The organism is Actinoplanes cyaneus, assembly GCF_016862095.1.
In the GTDB taxonomy this organism is placed as follows: Bacteria; Actinomycetota; Actinomycetes; order Mycobacteriales; family Micromonosporaceae; genus Actinoplanes; species Actinoplanes cyaneus.
In genome coordinates this window covers 64,323-87,990 of the sequence record NZ_BOMH01000006.1, presented here as the reverse complement: position 1 = coordinate 87,990, position 23,668 = coordinate 64,323, and the positions used below count along the sequence as shown (strand labels likewise).

At 72.4% G+C, this 23,668-nt stretch carries 23 protein-coding genes; 13 read left to right on the top strand and 10 right to left on the bottom strand.

What is annotated here, in order from left to right:
* Nucleotides 1–7 precede the first annotated feature (7 nt).
* Both Acy02nite_RS04320 and Acy02nite_RS04315 read left to right on the top strand, forming a co-directional pair.
* Nucleotides 8–274, top strand: a complete 267-nt coding sequence (locus tag Acy02nite_RS04320) for a PadR family transcriptional regulator (RefSeq protein ID WP_203738465.1) — start codon at nucleotides 8–10, stop codon at nucleotides 272–274.
* A 96-nt stretch (nucleotides 275–370) separates the two neighbouring features.
* Complete coding sequence (locus tag Acy02nite_RS04315; protein WP_203738464.1) at nucleotides 371–1,024, top strand: hypothetical protein; 654 nt, start codon at nucleotides 371–373, stop codon at nucleotides 1,022–1,024.
* A gap of 161 nt (nucleotides 1,025–1,185) precedes the next feature.
* Here the strand turns inward: Acy02nite_RS04315 and Acy02nite_RS04310 are convergent, their stop codons facing one another.
* The 3 genes from Acy02nite_RS04310 to Acy02nite_RS04300 all read right to left on the bottom strand — a co-directional run bounded on the left by Acy02nite_RS04310 (nucleotide 1,186) and on the right by Acy02nite_RS04300 (nucleotide 3,389).
* Nucleotides 1,186–1,593 (bottom strand): nuclear transport factor 2 family protein, encoded by a 408-nt coding sequence (locus tag Acy02nite_RS04310; RefSeq protein WP_203738463.1) that lies wholly within the window; start codon nucleotides 1,591–1,593, stop codon nucleotides 1,186–1,188.
* Between the two features lie 205 nt (nucleotides 1,594–1,798).
* Complete coding sequence (locus tag Acy02nite_RS04305; RefSeq protein ID WP_203738462.1) at nucleotides 1,799–2,071, bottom strand: YggT family protein; 273 nt, start codon at nucleotides 2,069–2,071, stop codon at nucleotides 1,799–1,801.
* 493 nt (nucleotides 2,072–2,564) lie between these two features.
* The gene (locus tag Acy02nite_RS04300; protein WP_203738461.1) at nucleotides 2,565–3,389 is read right to left on the bottom strand and encodes an aldo/keto reductase; all 825 of its coding nucleotides are present in this window, start codon (nucleotides 3,387–3,389) and stop codon (nucleotides 2,565–2,567) included.
* Between the two features lie 871 nt (nucleotides 3,390–4,260).
* Here Acy02nite_RS04300 and Acy02nite_RS04295 point away from each other — a divergent pair.
* Nucleotides 4,261–5,238: a DUF2804 domain-containing protein gene (locus tag Acy02nite_RS04295; protein ID WP_203738460.1), complete on the top strand. Its 978-nt coding sequence runs from the start codon at nucleotides 4,261–4,263 to the stop codon at nucleotides 5,236–5,238.
* Nucleotides 5,239–5,253: 15 nt separating this feature from the next.
* Here the strand turns inward: Acy02nite_RS04295 and Acy02nite_RS04290 are convergent, their stop codons facing one another.
* Together Acy02nite_RS04290 and Acy02nite_RS04285 are read right to left on the bottom strand one after the other, a co-directional pair.
* Nucleotides 5,254–5,868 carry an RraA family protein gene (locus Acy02nite_RS04290; RefSeq protein ID WP_203738459.1) on the bottom strand — a complete coding sequence of 205 codons (615 nt, stop codon included), beginning with the start codon at nucleotides 5,866–5,868 and terminating at the stop codon, nucleotides 5,254–5,256.
* An 11-nt stretch (nucleotides 5,869–5,879) separates the two neighbouring features.
* The gene (locus Acy02nite_RS04285) at nucleotides 5,880–6,482 is read right to left on the bottom strand and encodes an HAD family hydrolase (protein WP_203738458.1); all 603 of its coding nucleotides are present in this window, start codon (nucleotides 6,480–6,482) and stop codon (nucleotides 5,880–5,882) included.
* Nucleotides 6,483–6,527: 45 nt separating this feature from the next.
* On the opposite strand from Acy02nite_RS04285, the gene Acy02nite_RS04280 reads away from it, so the two are divergent.
* On the top strand, nucleotides 6,528–6,971 hold the full coding sequence (locus Acy02nite_RS04280) for a WapI family immunity protein (protein ID WP_203738457.1): 444 nt from the start codon (nucleotides 6,528–6,530) through the stop codon (nucleotides 6,969–6,971).
* A gap of 45 nt (nucleotides 6,972–7,016) precedes the next feature.
* Entirely contained in the window at nucleotides 7,017–7,640 is a 624-nt protein-coding gene (locus Acy02nite_RS04275) for a maleylpyruvate isomerase N-terminal domain-containing protein (protein ID WP_203738456.1), read from the top strand.
* Here Acy02nite_RS04275 and Acy02nite_RS04270 read toward each other — a convergent pair.
* Nucleotides 7,637–10,987 (bottom strand): bifunctional proline dehydrogenase/L-glutamate gamma-semialdehyde dehydrogenase, encoded by a 3,351-nt coding sequence (locus Acy02nite_RS04270; protein ID WP_203738455.1) that lies wholly within the window; start codon nucleotides 10,985–10,987, stop codon nucleotides 7,637–7,639. The two genes, Acy02nite_RS04275 and Acy02nite_RS04270, sit on opposite strands and share 4 nt — an antisense overlap.
* A gap of 102 nt (nucleotides 10,988–11,089) precedes the next feature.
* On the opposite strand from Acy02nite_RS04270, the gene Acy02nite_RS04265 reads away from it, so the two are divergent.
* The gene (locus Acy02nite_RS04265; RefSeq protein ID WP_203738454.1) at nucleotides 11,090–11,992 is read left to right on the top strand and encodes a LysR family transcriptional regulator; all 903 of its coding nucleotides are present in this window, start codon (nucleotides 11,090–11,092) and stop codon (nucleotides 11,990–11,992) included.
* A gap of 263 nt (nucleotides 11,993–12,255) precedes the next feature.
* Here the strand turns inward: Acy02nite_RS04265 and Acy02nite_RS04260 are convergent, their stop codons facing one another.
* Nucleotides 12,256–13,695 carry an alpha/beta hydrolase family protein gene (locus Acy02nite_RS04260; RefSeq protein WP_203738453.1) on the bottom strand — a complete coding sequence of 480 codons (1,440 nt, stop codon included), beginning with the start codon at nucleotides 13,693–13,695 and terminating at the stop codon, nucleotides 12,256–12,258.
* A 106-nt stretch (nucleotides 13,696–13,801) separates the two neighbouring features.
* Complete coding sequence (locus tag Acy02nite_RS04255; RefSeq protein WP_203738452.1) at nucleotides 13,802–15,649, bottom strand: phosphatase PAP2 family protein; 1,848 nt, start codon at nucleotides 15,647–15,649, stop codon at nucleotides 13,802–13,804.
* A 156-nt stretch (nucleotides 15,650–15,805) separates the two neighbouring features.
* Here Acy02nite_RS04255 and Acy02nite_RS04250 point away from each other — a divergent pair, with 156 nt between their 5' ends.
* The 3 genes from Acy02nite_RS04250 to Acy02nite_RS04240 all read left to right on the top strand — a co-directional run bounded on the left by Acy02nite_RS04250 (nucleotide 15,806) and on the right by Acy02nite_RS04240 (nucleotide 19,236).
* On the top strand, nucleotides 15,806–17,092 hold the full coding sequence (locus Acy02nite_RS04250) for a jacalin-like lectin (protein ID WP_239174197.1): 1,287 nt from the start codon (nucleotides 15,806–15,808) through the stop codon (nucleotides 17,090–17,092).
* A 70-nt stretch (nucleotides 17,093–17,162) separates the two neighbouring features.
* On the top strand, nucleotides 17,163–18,080 hold the full coding sequence (locus Acy02nite_RS04245; RefSeq protein ID WP_203738451.1) for a PrsW family intramembrane metalloprotease: 918 nt from the start codon (nucleotides 17,163–17,165) through the stop codon (nucleotides 18,078–18,080).
* An 85-nt stretch (nucleotides 18,081–18,165) separates the two neighbouring features.
* Nucleotides 18,166–19,236 (top strand): hypothetical protein, encoded by a 1,071-nt coding sequence (locus tag Acy02nite_RS04240; protein ID WP_203738450.1) that lies wholly within the window; start codon nucleotides 18,166–18,168, stop codon nucleotides 19,234–19,236.
* 378 nt (nucleotides 19,237–19,614) lie between these two features.
* Here Acy02nite_RS04240 and Acy02nite_RS04235 read toward each other — a convergent pair whose 3' ends face one another.
* Nucleotides 19,615–20,226 (bottom strand): GAF and ANTAR domain-containing protein, encoded by a 612-nt coding sequence (locus Acy02nite_RS04235; RefSeq protein ID WP_307872272.1) that lies wholly within the window; start codon nucleotides 20,224–20,226, stop codon nucleotides 19,615–19,617.
* A 193-nt stretch (nucleotides 20,227–20,419) separates the two neighbouring features.
* Here Acy02nite_RS04235 and Acy02nite_RS04230 point away from each other — a divergent pair, with 193 nt between their 5' ends.
* Both Acy02nite_RS04230 and Acy02nite_RS04225 read left to right on the top strand, forming a co-directional pair.
* The gene (locus tag Acy02nite_RS04230) at nucleotides 20,420–20,743 is read left to right on the top strand and encodes an STAS domain-containing protein (protein ID WP_203738449.1); all 324 of its coding nucleotides are present in this window, start codon (nucleotides 20,420–20,422) and stop codon (nucleotides 20,741–20,743) included.
* Between the two features lie 178 nt (nucleotides 20,744–20,921).
* On the top strand, nucleotides 20,922–21,626 hold the full coding sequence (locus Acy02nite_RS04225) for a GAF and ANTAR domain-containing protein (protein ID WP_203738448.1): 705 nt from the start codon (nucleotides 20,922–20,924) through the stop codon (nucleotides 21,624–21,626).
* A gap of 20 nt (nucleotides 21,627–21,646) precedes the next feature.
* Here the strand turns inward: Acy02nite_RS04225 and Acy02nite_RS04220 are convergent, their stop codons facing one another.
* Nucleotides 21,647–22,039: a hypothetical protein gene (locus tag Acy02nite_RS04220; RefSeq protein ID WP_203738447.1), complete on the bottom strand. Its 393-nt coding sequence runs from the start codon at nucleotides 22,037–22,039 to the stop codon at nucleotides 21,647–21,649.
* 143 nt (nucleotides 22,040–22,182) lie between these two features.
* Between Acy02nite_RS04220 and Acy02nite_RS04215 the strand changes: the two genes are divergently transcribed.
* Nucleotides 22,183–22,884, top strand: a complete 702-nt coding sequence (locus Acy02nite_RS04215; RefSeq protein WP_203738498.1) for a dienelactone hydrolase family protein — start codon at nucleotides 22,183–22,185, stop codon at nucleotides 22,882–22,884.
* Nucleotides 22,885–22,890: 6 nt separating this feature from the next.
* Nucleotides 22,891–23,601: a phosphoribosyltransferase gene (locus Acy02nite_RS04210; protein WP_203738446.1), complete on the top strand. Its 711-nt coding sequence runs from the start codon at nucleotides 22,891–22,893 to the stop codon at nucleotides 23,599–23,601.
* Nucleotides 23,602–23,668: the final 67 nt, after the last annotated feature.

The following is a 23,668-nucleotide window of genomic DNA, read 5'->3' as shown; positions in this document are numbered from 1 at the left end:
TGAGCGCATGGTCGAGTCGGTCCGGGCCACTCCCGCGGTGAGCCGGGTGCTGGCCGTGTTCCTCGAGGATCCGGCCGCCGACCGGTACGGGCTCGACCTCATGAGGGTCAGTGGGTATCCGAGCGGCACCCTCTACCCGATCCTGACGCGGCTCGAACGCGCCGGGTGGATCGAGGCCCGCTGGGAGCAACTCGATCCGGCGGTGGCCGGGCGGCCGGCCCGGAAGTACTACCGGCTCACCGCGGGCGGCGTGGCGGCGGCCCGGAACGGCTGACCGGTTACGGCCGGATTCTCACGGCGCCGATTCCTCAAGCGGGACCCTCCGGAACCGACGGACTCTTCGCGAAACGTCGTACCGGAGGGAACCCCCATGCAGCCGACCCCCCGTCGTGCCCTGCGACTCACCACCGCGCTCGCCTCGGCGTGCGCGCTCACCGGATGTGCCGCGCTCACGTCGACGACCGTCACGCCTGCGCCGACGTCGACCGCGACACCCGGGCCGACCAGCACGTTCGTGCAGACAGCCCCGCCGGCCGACACCTCCCCGCCGACGCTGGCGAACACCGGGAGCACCCTGCCCACGGTGGTCGCCTCACTGATCAAGTACGGACAGTGGCTGCTCGCGAACCCCGACCCGGACCGGGTCGCCAACGTCGCGGCGCCCGGATGCGCGGCCAGCAAAGACCTGATCCGCCAGACCAGGTCCCTGGTGGACCAGGGCGCCCGCCTCACCACCGTCCTGCCGACCGTGACCGCCGTCCAGTGGCCGTCACCGGCACTGTCGGCGAGCACGGCGCCGCTCGGCGACCAGGCCGTGGTGACCATCCGGGCGAGCCGGCCGGCCGAGGCGGTGACCATGCGCACCGCCGGCGAGGACACGACGGTTCTGTCCTATCTGCCGGCGTTGAAGTCGACCACGGTCCGGATCTCGCTGTTCCGGGGGACGGACAAGAAGTGGCGCTTCTGCGAGGTGACCACTCCGGCGGACGCCGCCGTGGCCGACTCGGTCACAGCCCTGCTCTGACGTCCGCCAGCCCACCCTGCTCTGGGCGTCCGCGTGGGCGGCGCTGTTATGGGCGTCCGTGAGCGCGGCGCTGCTCTGCGCTTTTGCGTGGGCGGCGCTGCTCTGGCGTCAGTGAGCGCGCCGTTGGCCTGACGTCCATGAGCGCGGCGTTGCTCTGACATTCATCGGTGCGGCGTTGCTGTGCCGTCCATCAGCGCGGGCGTGAAGTAGTCGCGGAGGCTTGCGATCCGGCCCTCGCGCAGGCGGAAGATCTGCACCAGCGCGATCGCGGCCCCGCCGACGACCGCGTCCGTCTCCGCGATGAACACGTCCGGGTCGGCGGTCCCGTGCAGCACGAAACCACTGCGGCTCGGGTCCACCTCGCCCGGCTCGCCCTGCTGGAACGCGCCGATGCCGCCCCGGATCGCGGCCCGGCCGGTCAGCCGTCTCGGCAGCGGACCGTCCTCGGGGAGCAGTGGCGCCTCGTAGACCCCGTCCTCGGTGAACAGCTCGGCGAACGCATCCGGATCCCGGCTGATCGCGCCGGCGTGGAGATACCGTCCGTAGATGTCGGCGTGCGAATCCGTCATCCGGCCCACTCTATGCACGAAAGGGCCGCGCACCCCGGGGTGCGCGGCCCTTTGCCGATTACCGGTCAGACGGGCGTGCCGTGTCAGCGGCGGGCGCTCCGGCAGCGACCGGTCAGGTGAGCGGGCGCTCCGACAGCGATCGATCGGGTGAGCGGGCGCTTCGGCGGTGACCCGTCAGGTGGGCGACCGCCTCGCCAACGACCGGTCAGATGAACGAGCGCAGGATAACCACCGCGAAGAAGACCAGTATGAACGACAGGTCGATCGACATCCCGCCGGCCCGTAGCGGCGGGACCAGCCGCCGGACCGGTGCCAGGATCGGCTCGGTCACCGCGAACACTCCGCCGGAGACCCGTGATCTGATCGAGCCCGGCATCGCCGGGCCGGCCAGCACCACGCTCCAGTCCAGCACCGCCCGGGCGATCAGCAGGAACTGCACGATCAGCAGGGCCAGGTCGAGAATTCCGAGGAGACCCATCACTTACCTCCAGGTGTGCCGGGGGATGTGCACCCACTGTGACGCGCCAGCTTGTGAGGTTGCTGAGGGGCGTCTGTGAGCTGGCCGCCCACGGCGGTTCTCCTCCATCGGCAGCAACCGGCCCACCTCAAGGGAAGTGGCCGACCGCACCGCGCGCCCGGCACCGCTGCCCCGAGCCGCGTGGCAGCTGCTCCTGAGGGCCCGCACCGCGAGGCGGGTGCATGGCCGGGCGGGCAAGGCGCCGCACGGTGTCAGCTGGCGCTCATGGACGTTATGAGGCACGAATAACGTCCATGAGCACCAGCTGGGCAGCCGGGGCGCGGCCGCAGCCTCGCACCGGGCCCGGGCCGCGCGGCGCCGCCCGGGAAGGGGCGGGCCCCCGGTGCTGGGTCGAGGCGTGCGGCGCCGCCTGTGAAGGGCGGGCACCCGCGGTGCGGGTTCGGGGCGTGCGGCGCCGCCTGCGAAGGGGCGGGCACCCGCCGTACCCGCGAGGTCAGTTGAAGAAGTCGGGGTGTGGGCCGGTGCGCCCGTCGCTCTCCAGCGCGTCGATCGCCGCCAGCTGATCGTCGGACAGCTCGAAGTCGAAGAGGTCCAGGTTCTCCTGGATCCGGGACGGCGTGACGGACTTCGGGATGATCACCCGGCCCTGCTGGACGTGCCAGCGGAGCACGACCTGCGCGGGCGTGCGGTCGACGGCCGTGGCGATCCCGGTGACGGCCGGGTTGTCGAGCACTCCGGCCTGGGCGAGCGGGCTCCACGCCTCGGTGACCACGCCCAGCGCGCGGTTGGCCTCCTGCGCGTCCCGCTGCTGCAGCGCCGGGTGCACCTCGATCTGGTTGACCGCGGGGAGGACGCCGCCCAGGTCGGCGACCGCGCGCAGGTGCGACGGCAGGAAGTTGGAGACGCCGATCGCGCGGACCCGCCCCTCCTCGTGGACCTTCTGCAGGGCTCGCCAGGTGTCCAGGTACTTCCCGTGCTTCGGGGTCGGCCAGTGGATCAGGTAGAGGTCGAGGTGGTCGAGGCCGAGCCGGCCGAGGCTCGCGTCGAAGGCGCGCAGTGTGCTGTCGTAGCCCTGGTCGCTGTTCCACAGCTTGGTCGTGATGAACAGCTCGTCGCGGGCGATCCCGGAGGCCTTCAGTGCGGCGCCGACGCCGGACTCGTTGCCGTAGGCGGCCGCGGTGTCGATGCTGCGGTAACCGGCTTCCAGCGCGTGGGTCACCGCCTGCGCGGTCTCGTCCTCCGGGATCTGGAACACGCCATAACCGACCTGCGGCATGGCGATCCCGTTGTTCAGCTCGATGGTGGGAATGACGGGCATGTTTCCCCCTGTGGTCGGCGTTGTGACCCCAGCCTTTACCCGCTGACGTCACTTCGCCAACCAAAGTCGATCTTGATCACCACGGGAATGCGCCGCGGGGCGGGCAGGTGGTGGGCGGGCCGCGGCGACCGGCGTGGCGCTGGGCGGCAGGGCGGCGCGGGGTGCGCGTCCGGCCGGGCGGGCGAGGCCCGGCGCGCGGTGACTGCCGCCGCTCGCGGCTCCGCGATCGAAGTCGGTGGTACGGCGACCACCCGGCCCCACGGGAGGCCGGCTCGCCCCCGTCGGCGGACAGCTCGGGGGCGTGCACCTGATGGGTCTCGCGGAGGTCGGGCAGGACGACGCCGGCGGACGGGCGGACCTCACGGAACGGGGCGATTCGCGGCCCACGGCGTCGACGGGGGTTTCCCGGGCGGCGGGCGGAGTCGGATCTTCCCGGGGTGCGGCGGTTGACGCCGGGCCGGCCGGGGTACGGCGCGTGCAGGGGGCCGTGCGCGTGGTTCTGCGGCCCGCCGGACGGGTCGGGCCGGTGCGGTTCGCGGGGCGGGGCTGGGGGCTCCGGCGTACGCGGGAGGGTTGGTCCAGGGCTTCTGGGTGCGCCACCTCGTTCATGGCATCACCCGCTCCGCCGGGGTCGATGGGCAGGTCTGGTCGGGTGGGCGGGGCTGCGCCGCCGGGTGTGAATCCTTGGCGCGGGCTCCGCTCTCGGCTCCTCTCATGGCGCTCATTATTGATGAGTGTGCATGGATGGCAAGGCTTCCGGACGGATGGTAACGAGCCGGAAACGACCGTCTCGCCGGTCACCGGCCGTTCTGCTTGACATCTGACCATCCCTGGCCGGGATCCCGGACCGGACCGGCGGTAGCCTGCGCGCGTGACGCACGAGATCCAGATCACCGAGCCGGTCGACCTGTGCCTGCCGGACGGCCGTCTGAACCCGGCGGCGGTCGGCTGGAGCCGCAAGCCGCTGCACCGTGCCAACCTGCGCGGCTGGGGCCGCAACAAGCGCTGGGAGTACTGGGGCGTCGTGACCCCCGCGCACATCGCCGGGGTCGTCGTGTCCAGCCTGGACTATGCCGGCGTGCACGGTCTCTACCTGCTCGACCGGATCAGCGGACGGGAGACCGTCGTCGACGCGACAGTCCCGCTGGCCCGCGGCGTGATCCTCCCGGACCGCAGCGGATCGGGCCGGGTGGCGGCCTCCGGCGGCGGCCTAAGCATCGAGATTGATCAGAACGCCGACGGTACGACCGTGAAGGCCCACTCCCGTGACCTGACGCTCGACCTCACCATGCCGGCGGTCGAGGGCCGTGACTCCCTCGGTGTCGTGGTCGCGTGGAGCCGCAGCCGCTTCCAGTACACGGTGAAGGACGTCGGGCGCCCCGTCCACGGCACCATCGTGGCCGGTGGCGTCGAGCACGTGGTGCCGCCCGGGTCGTTCGCGACCCTGGACCACGGGCGGGGCCGCTGGCCGTACGCGGCGACGTGGAACTGGGCCGCCGGCGCCGGCCCCGGGCGGGCGATCCAGCTCGGTGGCACGTGGACCGACGGCACCGGCACCACGGAGAACGCCGTCTTCGAGGACGGCCGGCTCCACAAGATCGGCGCGGAGCTGCGCTGGGAGTACGACCGTGCCGATCGGCTCAAACCGTGGCGGGTCACCGGCCACGGCGTCGACGTCACGTTCGAGCCGTTCCACGAGCGGGTCGCCAGGACGAACCTCGGCGTCGTGGCCGGCGAGACGCACCAGTGCTTCGGGCGGTTCTCCGGCTGGGCCCGCGGCGCCGACGGTCAGAAGATCGACCTGGACGGGCTCACCGGCTGGGCCGAGGAGGCCCGGAACCGCTGGTAGCCGCCGGGCCCCGGGTCAGAGCGAGAAACCGTACGCGCCGAGGGTCTTCTCGATCCTGGCGCGGTGCGCGGCCTCCCAGTCGTCGAGCGTCGTCGTCTCCTCCGCGGTCAGTTTGGCCCGGGCGGACGCCAGGATCTCGTCGTGGCGACCGGCCGGCACGACGACGATGCCCTCCTCGTCCGCGACGACCAGGTCGCCCGGGTTCACCGTGACCCCGCCGCAGCGCACGCGGTCACCGTGCGAGCCCAGCCGGCTCTTCGTGCCCGGGATCGGGATGACGCCCCGCGCGAAGACCGGGAAGCCGATCTCGCGCACCTCGCCGAGGTCCCGGATCAGGCCGTCCAGCACGAACGCCGCCACCCCGCGCCGGTGCGCGACAGCGCAGACGTTGCCGCCCGCGAGGGCGTAGTCCAGGTCGCCGGACTCGACGACGATCACCGAACCGGGCTCGGCACGGTAGATCGCGGCGTGCAGCATCAGGTTGTCGCCCGGCTCGCAGCGGACCGTGAACGCCGGCCCGGCGACGCGCGGCACCGGGCCCCAGAGCGGCCGGATCCCGATGTTCATCACCTGCTCCCGCCCCAGGACGTCGGCCAGCGTGGTCGGGGGGATCTCGGTGAAGGCGCTCATGGCCGCCGATCCTAACCGGCGCCGGCGCGCTCCCAGGGCGGTGGAACCTTGACGTACGCCATGCCGGCCGCCTTCGCCGCCTGGACGCCCAGCTCGGTGTCCTCGAAGACCACGCACGTCGCCGGGTCGGCGCCGAGCAGGCGGGCGGCGGTCAGGTAGGGCTCCGGGTCCGGCTTCGGGTTCGCGTAGTCCTCGGCGCAGACCAGCACCGGGAAGCGGTCCAGCAGGCCGAGCGCGGTCAGGGACGCGGTCACCGAGTCCCGGGTGCTGCCGGAGACGACGGCGAAGGGCACCCGGCCGTACGCGTCCTGGAGGTGCTGCAGCACGCCGGGCACCGCCTGGACCGTGGCCAGGCGGGACTGGAACAGCGACTCCCGGTGCTCGTTCACGGTGGCGACCGGCATGGCCAGCCCCTGCCGCGCGTTCAGGTCGACGATGATGTCCGCCGCCGGCCGGCCGCCCCACGCGTAGAACAGGTCCTCCGGGAAGTCGGCGCCCCACTCGGCGAGCGCCTCCTGCCAGGCCTGGTAGTGCACCGGCATGGAGTCGGTGATGGTGCCGTCGCAGTCGAACAGGTAGGCCTGGAAGTCGCCCGGCGGAAGCGGTAGAAGCACGCTCGAACGTTACCCGGCAGGCCTCTGAGCCGGGACAATGCTGTTATGCAGATCGCTTCGGAGACCGGTGGCTGGCTGTCGATGCGGCCCCTGCGCTACGAGTTCGAGGAGGAGCCCGACGGCCCGCTCGACGACTGGCTCGTGGTGTCGGTCGCGGCGGCCGACCACCACGGCAACACCTGGCAGGCCGAGACCCCGTGCCTGACCGTGGCCGAGGCGATCACCCTGGCCGACTGGCTGGGGCGCCGCGACGTCGCTGCCGCGCTGGAGTTCATCGAGCCGAACGTGGCGTTCCGGCAGCTGCCCGGAGACCTGCTGGAGGTGGCGTTCTCCCAGGAGACGTTGCCGCCGTGGCTGCGGGGGAACGGATCCGGCCGCGTGCACCGGATCCGGCTGGAGGTCACCCCGGAGATGCTGGTCCGGGCCGCCGGGGACTGGGCGGCCGAGATCGCGGCCTTCCCACCGCGGGCGGATCTGGCCGACTGGTGATCTTCGGGCCGCGACCGGGTCCCGCGGATCTGGCAGATTGGTGAGATGGATTTCCGTCGCACCTACCGGTCCGCCGCGATCGCGTACGCCGGGCTCGTCGCCGCCGTCCCGCCCGGCCGCCTCGACGACCCCGGTCTCGGCGAGTGGACCCTGCGCGAACTGCTCGGCCACACGGTCAGCTCGGCCCTGCGCCAGGTGCCCGGCGTGCTCGCCACCCGGGCGCCGGTGATCGAGGTCGCGACCCCCGAGGGCTATTTCGCGTACGCGCGGTCGGCGCCCGCCGACCTGGTCGCCGCCGCGCACGCCGCGTCGACCGAGGACGCCCGCGCCAGCGCCGGTCAGCTCGGCGACGAGCCGGCCGAGGAGGTCAGCACCCTGATCGGCCGGGCCACCGAGGCGCTGTCCCGGGTCAACGACGACGACGTGATCATCAGCGCGGCCGGCGGCATGCGGGTCCGCGACTGGATCCCGACCCGTACGTTCGAGCTGGTCGTGCACGGTCTCGACGCGGCCGCGGTGATCGGCGTGGAGTACGAGCTGCCGGTGGAGACGCTCGCCGAGTCCCTCGCCCTGGCGTCCCGGACGGCCCTCGGCGTCGGCTCCGGAGTCCCACTCCTGAAGGCCTTGACCGGGCGGGAACCACTCCCGCCCGGCTTCTCCGTCGTCTAGAGGACCTCGGCGGCCATCGGCAGGGGGTTGCCGAAGCGGTGCGCGGTGATGCTGATCGCCTGCTCGCGCAGGAACGGCAGCAGCTCCACCCGCCCGGCCTCGACCACCGGCCCGGCCCAGATCGCCAGGTCCGGGCGGCCGCCGGTGGCCGCGGCGAGCGCCGTCGCCGAGTCGCCGATCAGGCGCACCCGGTTCACCCCGGCCAGCCCGGACGCGAAGTCGGCGTCGGATTCCACGACCGCGTCCGGGACCAGGCCGGCGGGCAGCGCCGTGGCCGACGACACCCGCAGCGGGGCGCCGGCGAGGAGCCCGGCGGCGACGACCCGCACCAGGTCGGCGATCGGCGCGCCCGCGGACAGGCGGACGGTCACCGGCGTGGGCAGGTACCGCAGGACGTTGCGTTCGACGCCGAGCGCGGAGACGTCGGTGGCACGGCCGAAGCCGGCGGCCCACGCGGCGGCGTCGCTGCCGGCGGCGCGCGTGACCGATTCCAGCTGTTCCGGGGTCAGGTGGGTCGCGGCGGTCGCGAGCAACGACCGTACGCGCGAATCCTTGATCTCCTCCTGGATCAGCGCCGGAGCCGGAGCCCAGCCGCTCAGCCCGACCAGGTAGTTCGGGCCGCCCGCCTTGGTGCCGGCGCCGACTGCTGACCGCTTCCAGCCACCGAACGGCTGCCGGCGCACGATCGCGCCGGTGGTGCCCCGGTTGACGTAGAGGTTGCCGGCCTGGACCCGGTCGAGCCAGGTGCGCGCCTCGTCCGCGTCGAGCGAGTGCAGGCCCGAGGTCAGCCCGTAGTCGACGTCGTTGACCAGGTCGATCGCCTCGTCGAGGGTGTCCGCCGTCATGATCCCGAGGATCGGGCCGAAGTACTCGGTTTTGTGGTACGCCGAGCCGCGCCGCACGCCGTCCCGGATCCCCGGGCGCCACAGCCGGCCGCTGTCGTCGAGCTTCTCGGGCTCCAGCAGCCAGCGTTCCCCGGCGCCGAGCGTGGTCAGCCCCTCGAGGAGCTTGCCGGCGGCCGGCTCGACCAGCGGGCCGACCTGGGTGCGCAGCTCGGTCGGGAGGCCGACCTCGAGCGACGACACCGCGTCGAGCAGCTGTGTCCGGAAACGTTCGGACCGCGCGACCGAGCCGACCAGGACGACCAGCGACGCGGCCGAGCACTTCTGACCGGCGTGCCCGAACGCGGAGGAGACGACGTCCTTGACGGCGAGGTCCAGGTCGGCGCTGGGGGTCACGATGATCGCGTTCTTGCCGCTGGTCTCGGCGAGCAGCGGCAGGTCCTCGCGGAACGAGCGGAAGAGCTCCGCGGTCTCGTAGGCGCCGGTGAGGATCACCCGGTCGACGAGCGGGTGGGCGATCAGCTGCCGGCCGAGCGTGCCCTCGTCGACCTGGAGCAGCGTGACCAGGTCGGGGTCGGCGCCGGCCGCGGCGAGGGCGTCCCGGACGATGCCGGCCAGAACCGTCCCGCAGCGTTCGGCGGGGGCGGCCGGCTTGATCACGACGGCGGAGCCGGCGGCGAGGGCGGCCAGCATCGAGCCGGCCGGGATCGCGACCGGGAAGTTCCACGGGGGAGTGACCAGCGTGAGGCGGGCCGGGACCGGGGTCGCGCCGTCCGGCGTGTCGGCCGAGAGCTCCGCGTAGTAGTGGGCGAAGTCGATCGCCTCGGAGACCTCGGGGTCGGCCTGGTCGATCGTCTTGCCCGCCTCGGCGGCCATCACCTCGAGGAGAACGTCGCGATGGCTCTCCAGCGCCTCGCCGACCCGGTGCAGGACGGCGCGGCGGTCCGCCCCGCCCCAGCTCGCGGCGGCGGCCTTCTCCATGGCGGCGTCGAGCTCGGCCCGCGACTCGATCGTGTGCAGGCCGGAACCCAGCGTCGAGGCGGGCACGCGCTCCAGGATCGCCCGGATCCGGGTGCGGTTCTCGGTGACCGCCGGGTCGGTGTCCGGGGTGTTCGCGAAGTATCCGATCTCCGCGCGCTTCGTCGCGGCGAACCGGTCCACCACCCGGTTCGGCGACGGAACCGACTCGTCCAGGTCGCGCAGCGAGGCGAGGAACCGCTCCTTCTCCCGCTCGAACAGCGCGGCGTTGTCGTTGAGCTCGAAGACCGCGGACATGAAGTTGTCCGAGCTCGCGCCCTCCTCCAGACGCCTGATCAGGTACGCGATGGCCACGTCGAACTGCTCGGGCCGCACCACCGGCGTGTAGAGCAGCAGGCCGCCGACCTCACGGCGGACCGCCTCGGCCTGCCCCTCGGCCATGCCCAGCAGCATCTCGAACTCGATGCCGTCGCGCACCCCGCGCTGCCCGGCGAGCGTCCACGCGTACGCCACGTCGAACAGGTTGTGCCCGGCCACGCCGAGCCGCACGTTCCTGATCCGGTCCGGCCGCAGTGCGTAGTCCAGCACCCGCTTGTAGTTGGTGTCGGTCGCCTGCTTGCTGTCGCAGGTGGCGACCGGCCAGCCGTGCAGCGCCGCCTCGACCCGCTCCATGGGCAGGTTCGCGCCCTTAACCAGGCGCACCTTGATCCCGGCGCCGCCGCGCTCGCGTCGCGCCGCGGACCACTCCTGCAGGCGGATCATGGCGCTCAGCGCGTCCGGCAGGTAGGCCTGCAGCACGATGCCGGCTTCCAGGCCGAGCAGGTCGGGCCGGTCCAGCAACCGGGTGAAGACCGCGATCGTGAGGTCGAGGTCCTTGTACTCCTCCATGTCCAGGTTCACGAACTTGCGCGTCTTCGCGGCGAGCGTGAACAGGGGGAGCAGCTTCTCGGTGATGTCGTCGACGGCCTCGTCGAACGCCCACGGGTTGTGCGGCGCCACGGTGGCCGACACCTTGATCGACACGTAGTCGACGTCCGGCCGGGCCAGCAGGCGCTCGGTGTCGCCGAGCCGCCGGGACGCCTCCCCGCGACCGAGGACCGCCTCGCCGAGCAGGTTGACGTTGAGACGTACGCCGCGCTTCCTGATCTTGCGGATCGCGCGGCCGAGCCGGGCGTCGGTCGCGTCGACGATCAGGTGACCCACCATGTGCCGCAGCGCGCGCCGCGCGACCGGGACCACCACGCCGGGCATGATCGGGGCGAGCGCGCCGCCGAGCTTGACGGCGGCCTTCAGGTGCATGGGCAGGAAGCTCGGCACGTCGCCGGCCAGGGCGTGCAGGGCCCTGGCGCTGACCTTGCGGTCCTCGGGGCGGACCACGCCGTCGACGAAACCGACAGCGAACGCCAGCCCCTTCGGGTCGCGCAGCAGACCGGCCAGCTGGGCGGCGGAACCGCCGACCGGGACCGTCGACGCCTCGCTCAGCCAGCGACGCACGAGAGTGATCGTCTCGTCGGCGATCTCAGACATCGGGATGCTCCTTCCGGTATGAGCGCCAGTCTGCGTCCGGTGTCGGGTAAGGAAAAGCGATGCTTTGTGACCGATAATCTTCAGTTCGGCTAACGTATGCGGATGCTGGAGATCCGCCGTCTGATCCTGCTCCGGGAACTCGCCGTCCGCGGCACGCTCGCCGCCGTCGCCGAGGCGCTGAACTTCACCCCGTCCGCGGTCAGCCAGCAGCTCAGCCAGCTGGAACGCGAGACCGGCACGGTCCTGCTGCGCAAAGCCGGCCGCCGGGTCCAGCTCACCCCGCAGGCCGAGGTGCTGGTCGCCTCGGTCGACGAGGTGCTCGACACGCTCGAACGCGCCGAGGCGCGGCTCAAAGCGGCCGCCACCAGGGTCACCGGAACCGTGCGGCTCGCGGTCTTCCAGTCCGCGGCGCTCGCTTTCATGCCGGCCGCGCTGCGCCTCACGGCCGCTCGATTTCCCGACGTACGCGTGGAGATGACCCAGCGGGAGCCGGAAGAGGCCCTGCGGGAGACGTGGGCGCGGGACTTCGACATGGTTATCGCAGAGCAATACCCGGCACACGCCGCGCCACACCACCCCGGACTGGACCGGCGCGACCTGACGACGGACGCGATCCGGCTGGCCCTGCCCGCCGAGTCCGAGTCGTTGCGCCCGGTCGGCTCGCTCGCGTCCGCCCGGGACATGCCCTGGGTGATGGAGCCGCGCGGCGCGGCGTCCCGCCACTTCGCCGAGCAGTTGTGCCGGCGGGCCGGGTTCGAGCCGGACGTCCGCTACGAGACGGCCGACCTGCAGGCGCACATCCGCCTGGTCGAGACCGGGAACGCGGTCGCGCTGATCCCGGACCTGGTCTGGGCCGGCCGTTCCACGTCGTGCCGGCTGCTGGAGCTGGACGAGGCCCCGCGCCGCACCCTCTTCACCGCCCAGCGCGTGGCGGGCGCCGAGTCCCCGGCCGCCCGAGCCCTGCGCGAGATCCTCGGCGAAGTCGTGACCCGGAACAACACGTGACACGGCGGCGCTGCACGACCAGCCGGAGGGAGCGATCTCCTGATCACTGCTGGCGAACGGCGTTTGCCCGTGCCTTCCACAGCTCGGTGCGCGCCGGTTTGGTGTCGAGCTTCTCCAGCCCCCGGGCGGCCCAGAACCGCAGGCTCGAGTCGCCCGAGTAGAGCTGCTCGGCCAGCGTGGGGAGCGCGGCCTCGGAGCGGCTCTCGCCGATCAGCTCCAGAAGCCAGTGTTTCCACGTCGGCGGTGAGGCGGCGGCTGATCGGTCACATGCGGGGCGGGACCGGGGGTGTCGTGGTCGTCGCGGGGCAGGGGGAGGCGGCGTAGTTCGGGTGGACGCCGTTCGTGAAGCGGCACCCGAACGACTCGTCGGCGACCGCGCGGCTGTTCAGGATGGCGTCGCCGGCCGGGCGCCGGCCCGTGCGGACCCACGTGGTCAGGTCGTCGAACGCGGTGACCAGCTCGGCCTGGGTGAAGTCGCAGTGGCCGACGCCGCGGATCGCGCGGGAGACGAACAGGTGCCCGCGGCCGTTGCGCAGGGCCCGCTTGGCGTACTCCTGCTCCATCGAGAACGGCACGAACAGGTCGCCGATGTCGTGCAGGGACAGCACCGGGACGGCCGGGGTGCCGTTGACGCGCGGGATGCCGGCCAGGCCGGGGTCGGCGGTCGCGGTGTGCCGTACGCGCAGCACCTCGGCGTTGAGCTTGAGCTCGGCGAAGGTCGGCAGCGGACTGTCGGCGAGCCGGTAGTACGTGTACTGGTTGTCGGTCACGTTGCCGGACGCGATCCCGCCGGTGCCGCCGGACAGCCCGGGGTAGAGGCCGAACAGGAACGGCAGGTCGTTCAGCGGCGCGAGGGACGGCGCCGCGTTCCAGTAGGCGAACGCCGAGTCGAACCCGGGCCGCTCCCCGCCGCTGCGCCGCTCGACCGCGTTCGACCAGCTCTTCCCGGCCGTGGTGAGCACCGGAGCGCTGCCCGCCCGCACGCCCAGCGCGGCCGTGATCCGGCCGGCCTGCTCGCGCCACTGCGCCTGATACTCCGGGCCGGGGGTGAGCGGGAAGTCGATCCGCACGTCGGTCAGGGCGGCGGCGGTCACGTTCGCGTCGAGGAAGTAGTCGTAGAGCTCGGTGTCGCCGAGGACCCCGCAGAACGGCATGGCCGCCTCGAACGCCCGCGGGAACCGTTCGATCGCCACGGCGGTGACCTGCCCGCCCATCGACGCGCCGCTCATGATCACGGACCGGGCCCGGTGCCCGGTCACCTGCCGGAAGATGTCGATCAGCGCGTACGAGTCCCGGACGCCCTGCCCGACGTCGTACCCGTTCCTCGCGTAACTGGAGGCGGCCCACGCGTACCCGGTCTCGAGGTAGTGCGCGCGCAGCGAGGGGTTGTCGACGTAGACGACGTTGCCGGTGCCCCGGTAGCCGTGCGCCCAGACGACCAGCTTGCCGTTCCACTTCTGCGGGACCTCGACCCGGAACGCGGCGCCGTCCCGGATCCCGGTGTACGTCCGCGCGCCGGCCAGCGGCGTGAAGGCGGCGCCGGAGACGTCACAGTTCGGGTCGAAGACCAGGTAGCCGGGCTGCGTCGTGCTGGGCGCGGGCGCGGCGCACGCGACCGGGGCCGCGGAGGCCGGCGCGCTCAGCGCGGTGACCAGTGCGAGTGCTGCGGCGAACACGGCAAGGCACTTCCGGCGCATGGTCATGTGGTACCTCCCGGACACATGAAATGGCCGGACATCGACGTTTGTCAAGGACACTGCGAGCTCATGGACAGATGCCGGGGCCCGATCGCAGGCCCCGGCACCGGTCTCAGGCGTGGCGCAGGCGGATCGCGACGGTGTCCCCGGAGGTGATCAGGTCGGCCCGATAACCGGGTGTGGTCACCACCACCCTGGCGAACGTTCCCCGCAACCGCCGGGCCCGGAGCACGGTGATCCGCTCGTCGCAGTGGCCCTTGCGGGCCGCGCCGACAGTGACGGACAGCGTCACGGTCGCGCCCAGGACGGCGTCGTCGTCGACGGTCAGGGCGGTCCTGCCCTTCGGGTCGACGGTGACGGCCAGCGTCCCGGCGCTCTGCCGGTAGTCGCCGCGGACCCGCACGCCGTCCACGGCCAGGCTCAGCGTCCCGCCGGTGACCGTGACATCGCCGCGGCCCAGCGCCGTCCGCGACGCCGCGACCAGGGTGCCCTGCGCGACGGTGGTGCCGCCGCGGTAGTCGTTGTCGCCGGCCAGGGTCAGCGTGCCCGAGCCGAGCTTGACGAGCCCGCCGCGGCCGCCGATGTCGTTGCGCCACGCGTCGGCCGCGTGGAACCCGCCCCGCGCGGCGTCGAGCGTGACGGCGACGGTCCGGTCGAAAGCGCCGTACCCGTCGGCGGCCGCGAACAGGTTCAGCCGGCCCCACTGCTCGGGGCCGTCCAGGATCGGGTGGCCCGAGGTCAGCCCGGTGGTGCGCAGAACCTCACGGCGCTGCGCGGCGTCCAGGTACGGCAGGCGGGTCTCCAGCAGCACCTCGGCCCCGGCCGGCACCGTCACCGGGACGCGCTTGCCGTGCGCCGGGAGGTCGTAGGTGTGCTTGGGCGCGACGATCGCGGCGTTGACCTTGCGGTCGGCGGGGTCGTGGGCGTACGCGAAGAGGTCCTCGGTCCCGGTCTTCTCCCGGAAGTACGCGAGCGCCTGCGCCCGGGCGTCAGCCTTGATCGCGGCGTTCGCCGGGTCGCGCAGGATCGCCGCGGCGAGCGCGGTCGCCAGGATCCGGCCGCCGATCACGTCGGCGGGGGAGTGCATGCCGGCCACGATCCGGGTGTGCGCCAGGTCGTATGCCGTGGTGATCATCTCCTGGAAGCGCTCCGGGACCGCGTACGCGTAGGCGAGCGACGCCAGGAACAGCGCGTTGGTGTGGCCGCTGACGTAACCGGCGTCGTCGGCCGGGCTGGTCGAACGCTGGCGTAGCAGGGCCGGGGCGACGACGACCTCGGAGTCGTAGATCGGGAAGCCGAACTCGTCCACCGAGCCGGTGTCGACGACGCGGCTGTCGGTCGTGGAGCGCCACGGGCGCGGGTACTGGAACGCGTACTTGGCCGGGTTGCCCGACGAGTAGGTGCCGCGCAGCGTGTTGACCAGCGTGGCCACCGCGCCGAGCGGCGAGGTCGTCGAGCCGGCGCCGATCGCCGCCCCGGCGGGCGCTCCGGCCGGGACGGCGTCGCTGATCGTGGTGGCCGGGGTGGTGGCCGGCGCCGAGGTGATGCTGGTGACCGCGAGCGCGCCGGTGCGGTAGAGGCCGGCGAGCGGGCCCAGGCCGTCGATCACGGAGTAACTCTGGTGCTGCCGGTCGACGATGAACGCCTTGGCGGCCTCGGCGGCGGTGCGGGTCCTGGTGACCTTGACGACGTACTTGATGTTGGCGCGCAGGAAGGCCCGGTCGAGCACGGTCCCGGTGTTCCAGGCGGCGCCGGTGGCCCACACCCGGGAGAAGCCGGAGAGGATGCGGACCGCGGCATTCGTCTCCGGGGTCAAGTTCGCCGTGACGTTCGTCCGGTAGGCGTCGACGAAGTCGGTGACCCCGCTCGTGGCGGCCGACGCGGGAGCCGCCCTCAGCTGGGTGGCGACGAGACCGGCGGCGGATGCCTTCAGCACGGTCCGGCGGGAGATCGAGGGCATGGGGACTCCGCGGTGCAGGTGGGGGCAAGATCGCGGACCAGCCTTCGTGCGGTGGGCCAACCCGGTGTCAACACCCGCGGATGTGAGCGTGAACATTATGCTACTTGCGAGTAGCCGAGGTTCCGTCCGATCGATGGGAGCCTTAGCGTCCGGGTCGTGCGCATCCCCTTCACGATCACGGCCCTGGCCGCCGCGCTGATCGCCGTCCCCGCGTCCCCGGTGTCCGCCGCCCCCGCGGCTTCCCCCGGCGGCACCTTCAAGGTTCTTTCCTACAACGTAGCCGGACTCCCCGACATCCTGTCCAGCGCCGACACCGACCGGGCCACCTCGACCACCGAGATCGGCCGGCGGATCAGCGGTTACGACCTGATCCAGGTGCAGGAGGACTTCAACTACCACGCGTACCTCTACGCCGCCGACGGCCACGCGAACCGCACCGCCACCAGCGGAGGCGCCGGCGTCGGGTCCGGGCTCAACACCCTTTCCGCGTACGCGTGGGACACCGACGACTTCGAGCGCGTGCGCTGGAACTCGTGCCAGTGGGACTCCGGCGACTGCCTGACCCCCAAGGGCTTCACGTTCATGCGGACCCGGCTCGCCGAGGGCGTCTACGTCGACTTCTACAACCTGCACACCAACGCCGGGACCAACGACGGCGACCTGACGTCCCGCGCCGACAATCTGAGCCAGCTGACCGCGTTCATCGGCTCCCACTCGAACGGCAACGCGGTCGTCGTCATGGGCGACACCAACACCCGGTACACCCGCGCCGGGGACACGATCGCCGCATTCGTCGCGGCCAACGGGCTCACCGACGCGTGGGTGCGGCTGGAACGCGGGGGAGTGGCGCCGGTCAAGGGCAGCGACCCGTTGCTCTGCCCCGAGGACACCTGCGAGGTGGTCGACAAGATCCTCTACCGCGGCAGCAGGTTCGTCACGCTGAACGCGACGACCTACCACAACGAGCACGCGTCGTTCCTCACCGGCGACGGGCTGATGCTCAGCGACCACGACCCGGTCAGCGCCGGGTTCAGCTGGACGACCGATCCGGCGTACCGGTTCAGTGAGCAGTTCGGCGGACCGCACGGCGCCTACTTCACCGACCTCGACTCGGTCACCACGCCCACGTCGCTCGGTCTGCGGGCCGGCTCGCGCGTCGACCGGGTCGGGACCCACGGCGGCACCGGCGGAACACCGAGGTCGCTGACGCTCGCGCCCGGCGAGTACGTGACCAGCGCCTATCTGTGCCGTGGCAGCTACAAATCGCAAACACGCATCTTCTACGCCAAGTTCACCACCAATCTCGGCAACACGCTCGCCGGGGGGACCACCACCTCGGACTGCGTGACCCGGACCGCCCCCACGGGCTGGCAGATCGCCGGTTTCCACGGGCGCGCGGGCGACGAGGTGGACAAGCTCGGGTTCATCTATACCGAGCGCTGACCGTCACAGTGTGGACGGCGCCGGGATCGGGGTACCCGGGTGCCGTCACCATCGGCGCAGGAGGCGCGACATGTACGAGGCAGCAGCGACACCCACCACCCGTAAGCGCACCTGGCTACGGGTCTTCCTCACCGGGCTCCTTCTCTGGGTCCTGACCGTGGTGGTCACCCTCTTCACCGGGAACCCCAACCTGATCCCCACGCTGGTCCTGCTCGGCAGCTTCCTGGTCCCGGTCACGTTCGTGCTGTGGGCGTTCGGCCGCCGGCACACCGGGGAGGTCACCGCGGAACTGCTGTTCAGCACGTTCGTCACCGGCGGGATCCTGGGCGTGCTCGCCGCGTCGCTGCTCGAGACGTACCTCCTGCACCCGTCGCCCGTCTTCTTCCTCGGCGTCGGCCTGATCGAGGAGGCCGCGAAGCTGTCCGCGCTCGCCTTCCTCACCCGTCGGCTCAGCCACAAGTACGCCGTGGACGGCCTGGTCCTCGGCGCGTCGGTCGGCTTCGGCTTCGCCGCCTTCGAGTCCGCCGGGTACGCGTTCACCGCCCTCTTCACCGAACAGGGCCTCTCGCTGATGCAGCTCGTCCAGACCGAACTGCTGCGCGGGCTGCTCGCCCCGCTCGGCCACGGCCTGTGGACCGCCATCCTCGGCGGCGTGCTCTTCTCCGCCAGCGGACGCCAGCACTTCGCGCTGACCCGGCGGCTGCTCTTCTCCTACCTGGGGGTCGCCGTGCTGCACGCGCTCTGGGACAGCATGCACAGCATCGCGCTGCTGGTCACGCTGGTGCTGACCGGCACGCCCTACCAGTACTCACTGCTGGAGAAGGGCTACCAGCCGACGCCGACGGCCGACCAGACGCACCTGTTCACCGTCCTCTCCTGGGGCGGGCTGATCCTGATCTCGCTGATCGCGCTGCTCTGGCTCCGCTCGGTCGCCCGCCACGCGGACCGCGAGCAGCGCCCGCTCTGGCGCATCCCCATCGCCCACTGACCGCCCGGCCCGTTCCGGCATCCTTGGGGGCTGCGGTGCGGGCGCAGCCGGGCTACTGTCCGTAGCGGACTTGCGAGGTGGGCGCATGAGTGACCGGACCGAGAAAGACCAATCAGGCATCGCGTACGGCTTCGGCCGTCACCGGGGCCTGCTCGTGGACCGCAACGGCATCGAAGAGATCGTCTACGGCCGGGTCCTGCTCTACCTGGAGAAACCCGACACGGACCTGATCCGGGGGCTGGCGCCGCGCCTGTCCGGGGTGATCGTCGAGGAGCCGGTCACCCCGTATGCCCCGGAGGCGCGGGCGCTCTGGTCCCTGCCGGTGCCGGTGCTCACCGGCGTCCGCGTCGACGACAGCTGGCTCGGCCACGAGGTGATCGTCGACTTCGACGCGGCGACCACCGCGCCACCGCCCCCGGCCGCCACCGAGCTGCGGCTGCACGCCGAGGTCTCCGATCTGGCCGAGGCGCACGAGGCCGGGCACCTCGCCGACGGCTGGTCGCCGCTGCGCGCCGAGGACCTGCGTGCCCTGCCCGCCGCGGAACGTGCCGAGCTGTGGCGCTTCTTCGCCGAGTCGGGCCGGCCGCTCCCGGCGATCCGCTACTTCGACGAGCCGGTCGGCGGCCCGCCCGCTGCCTCGTTCGGCCGGCGCGGCGTCCGCGTCCTGCTTCCGGACGCCATCGATCATTTCCGTGCCCTCGTGGCCGAGTCCCCGGACGACGATCCTCTGGTCGTCCTGCCGATGGTCTCGGTGCGCGCGGAGATCGCCGCCTTCGCCTCGGCCACCGGCGGCCGGTGGCGCCTGGGCCTGGACATCGCCACCCCGGCCGCCGCGCTCGGCGTCGCCGACCTGGTCGACGACTGTCACCTGCTGCACGTCAGCACCGGTGACCTGGCCCAGCACATCCTGGTCTGGGACCGGACCGTCCGCAACGACCTGCTCCTGCCCCCGGACCGCCTGCCGCACGTGGTCATCCAGCTCGTCGAATGGTCGGCGTCGGTCGCCGCGGCCCGCTCGCTGCCGTGCCGGGTCGCCGTCGACCTGCGGCCCAGCGCGCAACTGCACGAGCAGCTGATCGCCGCCGGCGTCCGCGAGATCTCCTGCCCCGCCCCGCTGATCCGGCACTGGCGCCACCTCCTCGACCGCGCGCACTGACCCGGCCGGCGCCCGCGGTTGTCGCCGGGCCTCCCGCCGACCGGGCCGCGACCTGCGGCTCCGCCCGGCTTGTCGCGCGCCCGCGGTTGCCGGCCGGCCCGCGATCTGGGCTGGGCTCACCGTGTCGCGCGCCCACGGTTACCGGCCGGAGCGCGATCTGGTGCCGGGCCGGGCTTGTTGCGCGGCTCGCGGTTGCCGGCTGGTTCTCATGGGCGTTATTCGGGACGAATAACGCCCATGAGAACCAGCCGAGAGGCGGGAGTCGCGGCAGGGCCGGGAGCGGCGCGGGCATCGCGGAGGCAGGCGCGAGGCGGGCGGCTCATGCCGTACGGCGAATCGTCCTTTTCCGGAGGAAGAGCCGGCGGCGGGGAGCGCGGATCAGCCGCGCAGGGTCCGGTCGACGAGGTCGGCGGCGACGTCGCGCACCCTGCGGTTCGACTCCTGGGAGGCGCGGGACAGGATCGTGAACGCCTCGTCCGCCGAGCAGTGCCGCTGCCCCATGATGATGCCCTTGGCCTGCTCGATCACGGCGCGGCTCGCCATCGTGGTCTCCATGTGGTCGGCGAGCGCGACAGTGGTGTCGTAGAGGTGCGCGTTCGCGAGAGCGACAGCGGCGTAACCGGCGAACGTCTCGGCGAGCCGGACAGCGTCGTCGTCGAAGTTGTGGATCGAGGTGGCGTAGATGTTGAGGGCGCCGTCGACGCTGTCGCGGATCGGAAGGCCGCCGCTGAGGGCGCTGCCGACGCCGACGGCTCCCGCGGCCGTCTCCCAGCCGGGCCAGCGGCGTTCCGCCCCGACGTCGTCGACGAGCAGGGTGGTCCGCCGGCGGCAGGCTTCCAGGCAGGGGCCGGAGTCACGCTCGTACTGCCATTCGTCGATGTGATCGGCGGCGGCGCCGGTGCTGGCGGCGGTGCGCGCGCGATGCTCGTGGATCAGCGTGACGGAGACCTCGCAGGCGCCGGGCACGGTGCGGCGGGCGAGGCCGGCCACGATGGCGAGGACCCCTCGAGGTCGATCTGCCCGAGATTGATCCGGCCGAGCTCGCGAAGAGCAGCGGCGGCGGGATCTGCCTGCCCGGGTGTCATGGGGGTCGGATACCCGGAATCCGCAGGCCGACGCGTTAGGGTGGCGGCGGGTCAAGCCATGTGCCCGAACCTCGCCCGCCGACGGTTGGGGATGTTCCGTGCCTGCCGATCCGCCGCTGACCGTCTACTTCCGGCAGCTCACACCCGACTCCGCGATCGTCTGCGTGCGCGGCCGGGTGGACGCCGGCACGATGAGCGTGCTGATGACCTCGCTGGAGCACGCGATCCTGGCGTACCCGCTGGTCACCTGCGATCTGAGCGGGGTGACGTCGTTCGGCGCGGCCGGCGCGGAGGCGATCGCGCGCACCGTCGAACGGGGTAACGCGCGGGGCCACCGGCTGGAGCTCGCCGGGGTGCACGGCCCGGCCCGCGACCTTCTGCTGGGCGCGGGACTCGGCCCCACGCTGCGGATCTCCGGCTGAGTTTGGGTACTATCGTCCTCCTGCGGCCGGTGTCGGAATGACAGCGGCCTGCCAGCGTCAAGCAGCGGCGCGGGTCCGAGAGTCGTCCGGCGGCTCTCCGGGCAGCACCACCGGCTAAACACGTGCGAGTCGCCCCCCCGGGGGCTCGCGCTCCGCTGCGGGGAATCTACTGACGTTGATGGCGCACGACTGGGCCGACTCTACCGCCGCGTTCGCGGAGTTCGGCCGTATCAAGCTCGGCGAGACCGATCTCAACGGTGTCCTGGACCGGGTCGCCGACCTGGCGTGCCGGACCCTTCCGGGTGCCGCGCAGGTCTCCGTCACCCTGATCCGGGGCGGCACCGCCCACACGCCGGCGCACACCGGCGAGACCGCGCTGCGGCTCGACGCCTGGCAGTACGAGCAGGGCAGCGGCCCGTGCCTGGAGGCGGCGGCCGCGAAGACCACGGTGTACGTCGCGGACACCGCGCAGGACGACCGCTGGGGCGACTGGCCGGCCCGGGCCGCGAAGTCCGGGGTGGGCAGCATGCTGTCGGTCGGCCTGCCGATCGTGGAGAACGTGAGCGGGGCGCTCAACATCTACGGCGAGGAGCCGCGCGCCTTCGACGAGGAGGTGATCGCGCTGGCGCAGACGTTCGGGCGGTACGCCGCGGTCGCGGCCGCCAACGCGCACCTCTACGACACCACCGCCACCCTGGCCGGGCACATGCAGGCCGCGATGGAGAGCCGAGCGGTGATCGAGCAGGCCAAGGGCATCATCATGGGCGAGCGGCGGTGCAGCGCGGACGAGGCGTTCGCGATCCTCACCAAGGTCTCCCAGGACACCAACCGCAAGGTGCGCGACGTCGCCGCGGCGCTGGTCGAACGCACCCAGCGCGGCTAGGCGGGTTTTGAGGCGTACCGTCAGGCCGTCACGTCGAGGCGGTTGCCGTCGCCGCGCTGGGAGAGGTAGCGCAGGGCCGGTTCGAGGTAGCCGGCCACCGGGTTGCGCCCCGGCGCGGCCTGCTCCCAGCGCCGGGAGAGATCTCTGAGGTACGCCGGGGTCACCTCCTGCCCGGGTGCGAGCCGCCCGGCGGCCCGGTCCGCCGCGATCGCCGCCGCGAGTGAGTTGATCCACCCGGCGTTCGGCTGTCCCTCCCCGATCTGCTGGCCGGTGGCCTGGTAGATCAGCTCGCGGTCCCGCTCGGTGAGCGAGGCGGCGTCGTCCCGGGCGTGCTGGTGACGCTCCCGTGCGGACGGCCGGGCCGGTGTCACCGAGTACGCCTGCTGGGCGCGATTCAACCGGGAAACGGACATCGGGCGTGAACCTCCTGCACTCTTCGTACTCCCGATCGGCCACCGGTGAATGCAACTGAGGACCGCTCGCCGGGCAACTCAGGACGCGTACCGTGGAACGCGTCTCCCCGGACTGCACGCCCCACTTCGGCAAGCAGAAAGGGATGCACGTGACCACCTGGACGACAACGGAACGCATCGACCTGGGCGAGGTGTGCCTGGAGGGCGATCTCACTCTCGCCGGGCACGCCACGGGCGTGGTCCTGTTCGCGCACGGCAGCGGCAGTTCCCGGCACAGTCCGCGGAACCAGGCCGTGGCCCGCGAGCTGAACCGGCGCGGGTTCGCCACGATGCTGACCGACCTGCTCGCGCCGGGCGAGGACACCCGCGAGCACCGGTTCGACATCGGGTTGCTGGCCGACCGGCTCGTCGCGATCGTGGACTGGCTGCGCGTGCAGCCGGCGACGGCGGGACTGCCGCTGGGGTTGTTCGGCGCGAGCACCGGTGGCGCGGCGGCGCTCGTCGCGGCGGCGGCACGGCCTGATGGCGTACGGACGGTGGTGTCCCGGGGTGGCCGCCCCGATCTGGCCGGCCCGGCGCTGATCGACGTGCGCGTCCCCACGCTGCTGATCGTCGGCGGGCGCGACGACGCGGTGCTCGAGCTCAACGAGGAGGCCCGCAACACCATGCGGGTGCACGCCGAGCTGCGGATCATCCCGGACGCCACGCACCTGTTCGAGGAGCCGGGCGCCCTGGAATCGGTGGCCGAGCAGGCGGGGGAGTGGTTCGAGGCGTTCCTCACGCCGGTCCCGTTCAAGCGGCACCCGGCCCTGGATCATCTCGCCACCGCCCGGCGCTGGGGATGAGCCGGGGTGATCTTCCGCGATCGGGCCGAGGCCGGGCGTCTGCTGGCCGACCGTCTGCTGGCCGACCGTCTGCTGGCCGACCGTCTGGTGGCGGACCGTCTGGTGGCCGACCGTCTCGGCGGGGCGGCCGGCGACACTGACCTGGTCCTGGTCCTGGCGCTGCCGCGCGGCGGCCTCCCGGTCGCCGCGCCGGTCGCCGCCCGGCTCGGCGCGGAGCTGGACATCGTGGTCGCCCGGAAGCTGGGTGCGCCCGGTCATCCGGAGTTCGGGGTCGGCGCGATCGCCGAGGACGGGCCGCCCGTCTACGACCGGGACAACCTGAGCTACGCGGGCGTCACCGAGGAGGGCATGGCGGCGACGCTGGCGGACGAGCGGGCGGAGCTGCGGCGGCGGGTGCGCCGTTACCGGGGCGATCGTCCGGCTCCACCGGTCACCGGCCGGGCCGTCGTCCTCGTCGACGACGGCCTGGCCACCGGGGTGACCGCGCACGCCGCCCTGCGCTGGATCCGCGGGCGGGACCCGGCGCGGGTGCTGCTCGCCGTCCCGGTCTGCGCGCCGCAGGCCCGTGACCTGCTCGCGCCGGAGACCGACGGCGTGATCTGCCTGCACGCTCCGGCGGATTTCCGGGCGGTGGGCCGTTGGTACGAGGACTTCGGGCAACTCACCGACGATGACGTGGACGAGGTGCTGCACCGATTTCACCATGCGTTGAAATAGCCTCTCGACCGCGCCCCGGAATTCATCTAGCGTTGATTTCAACACTTGATGAGTTCCGGGGAGGAAC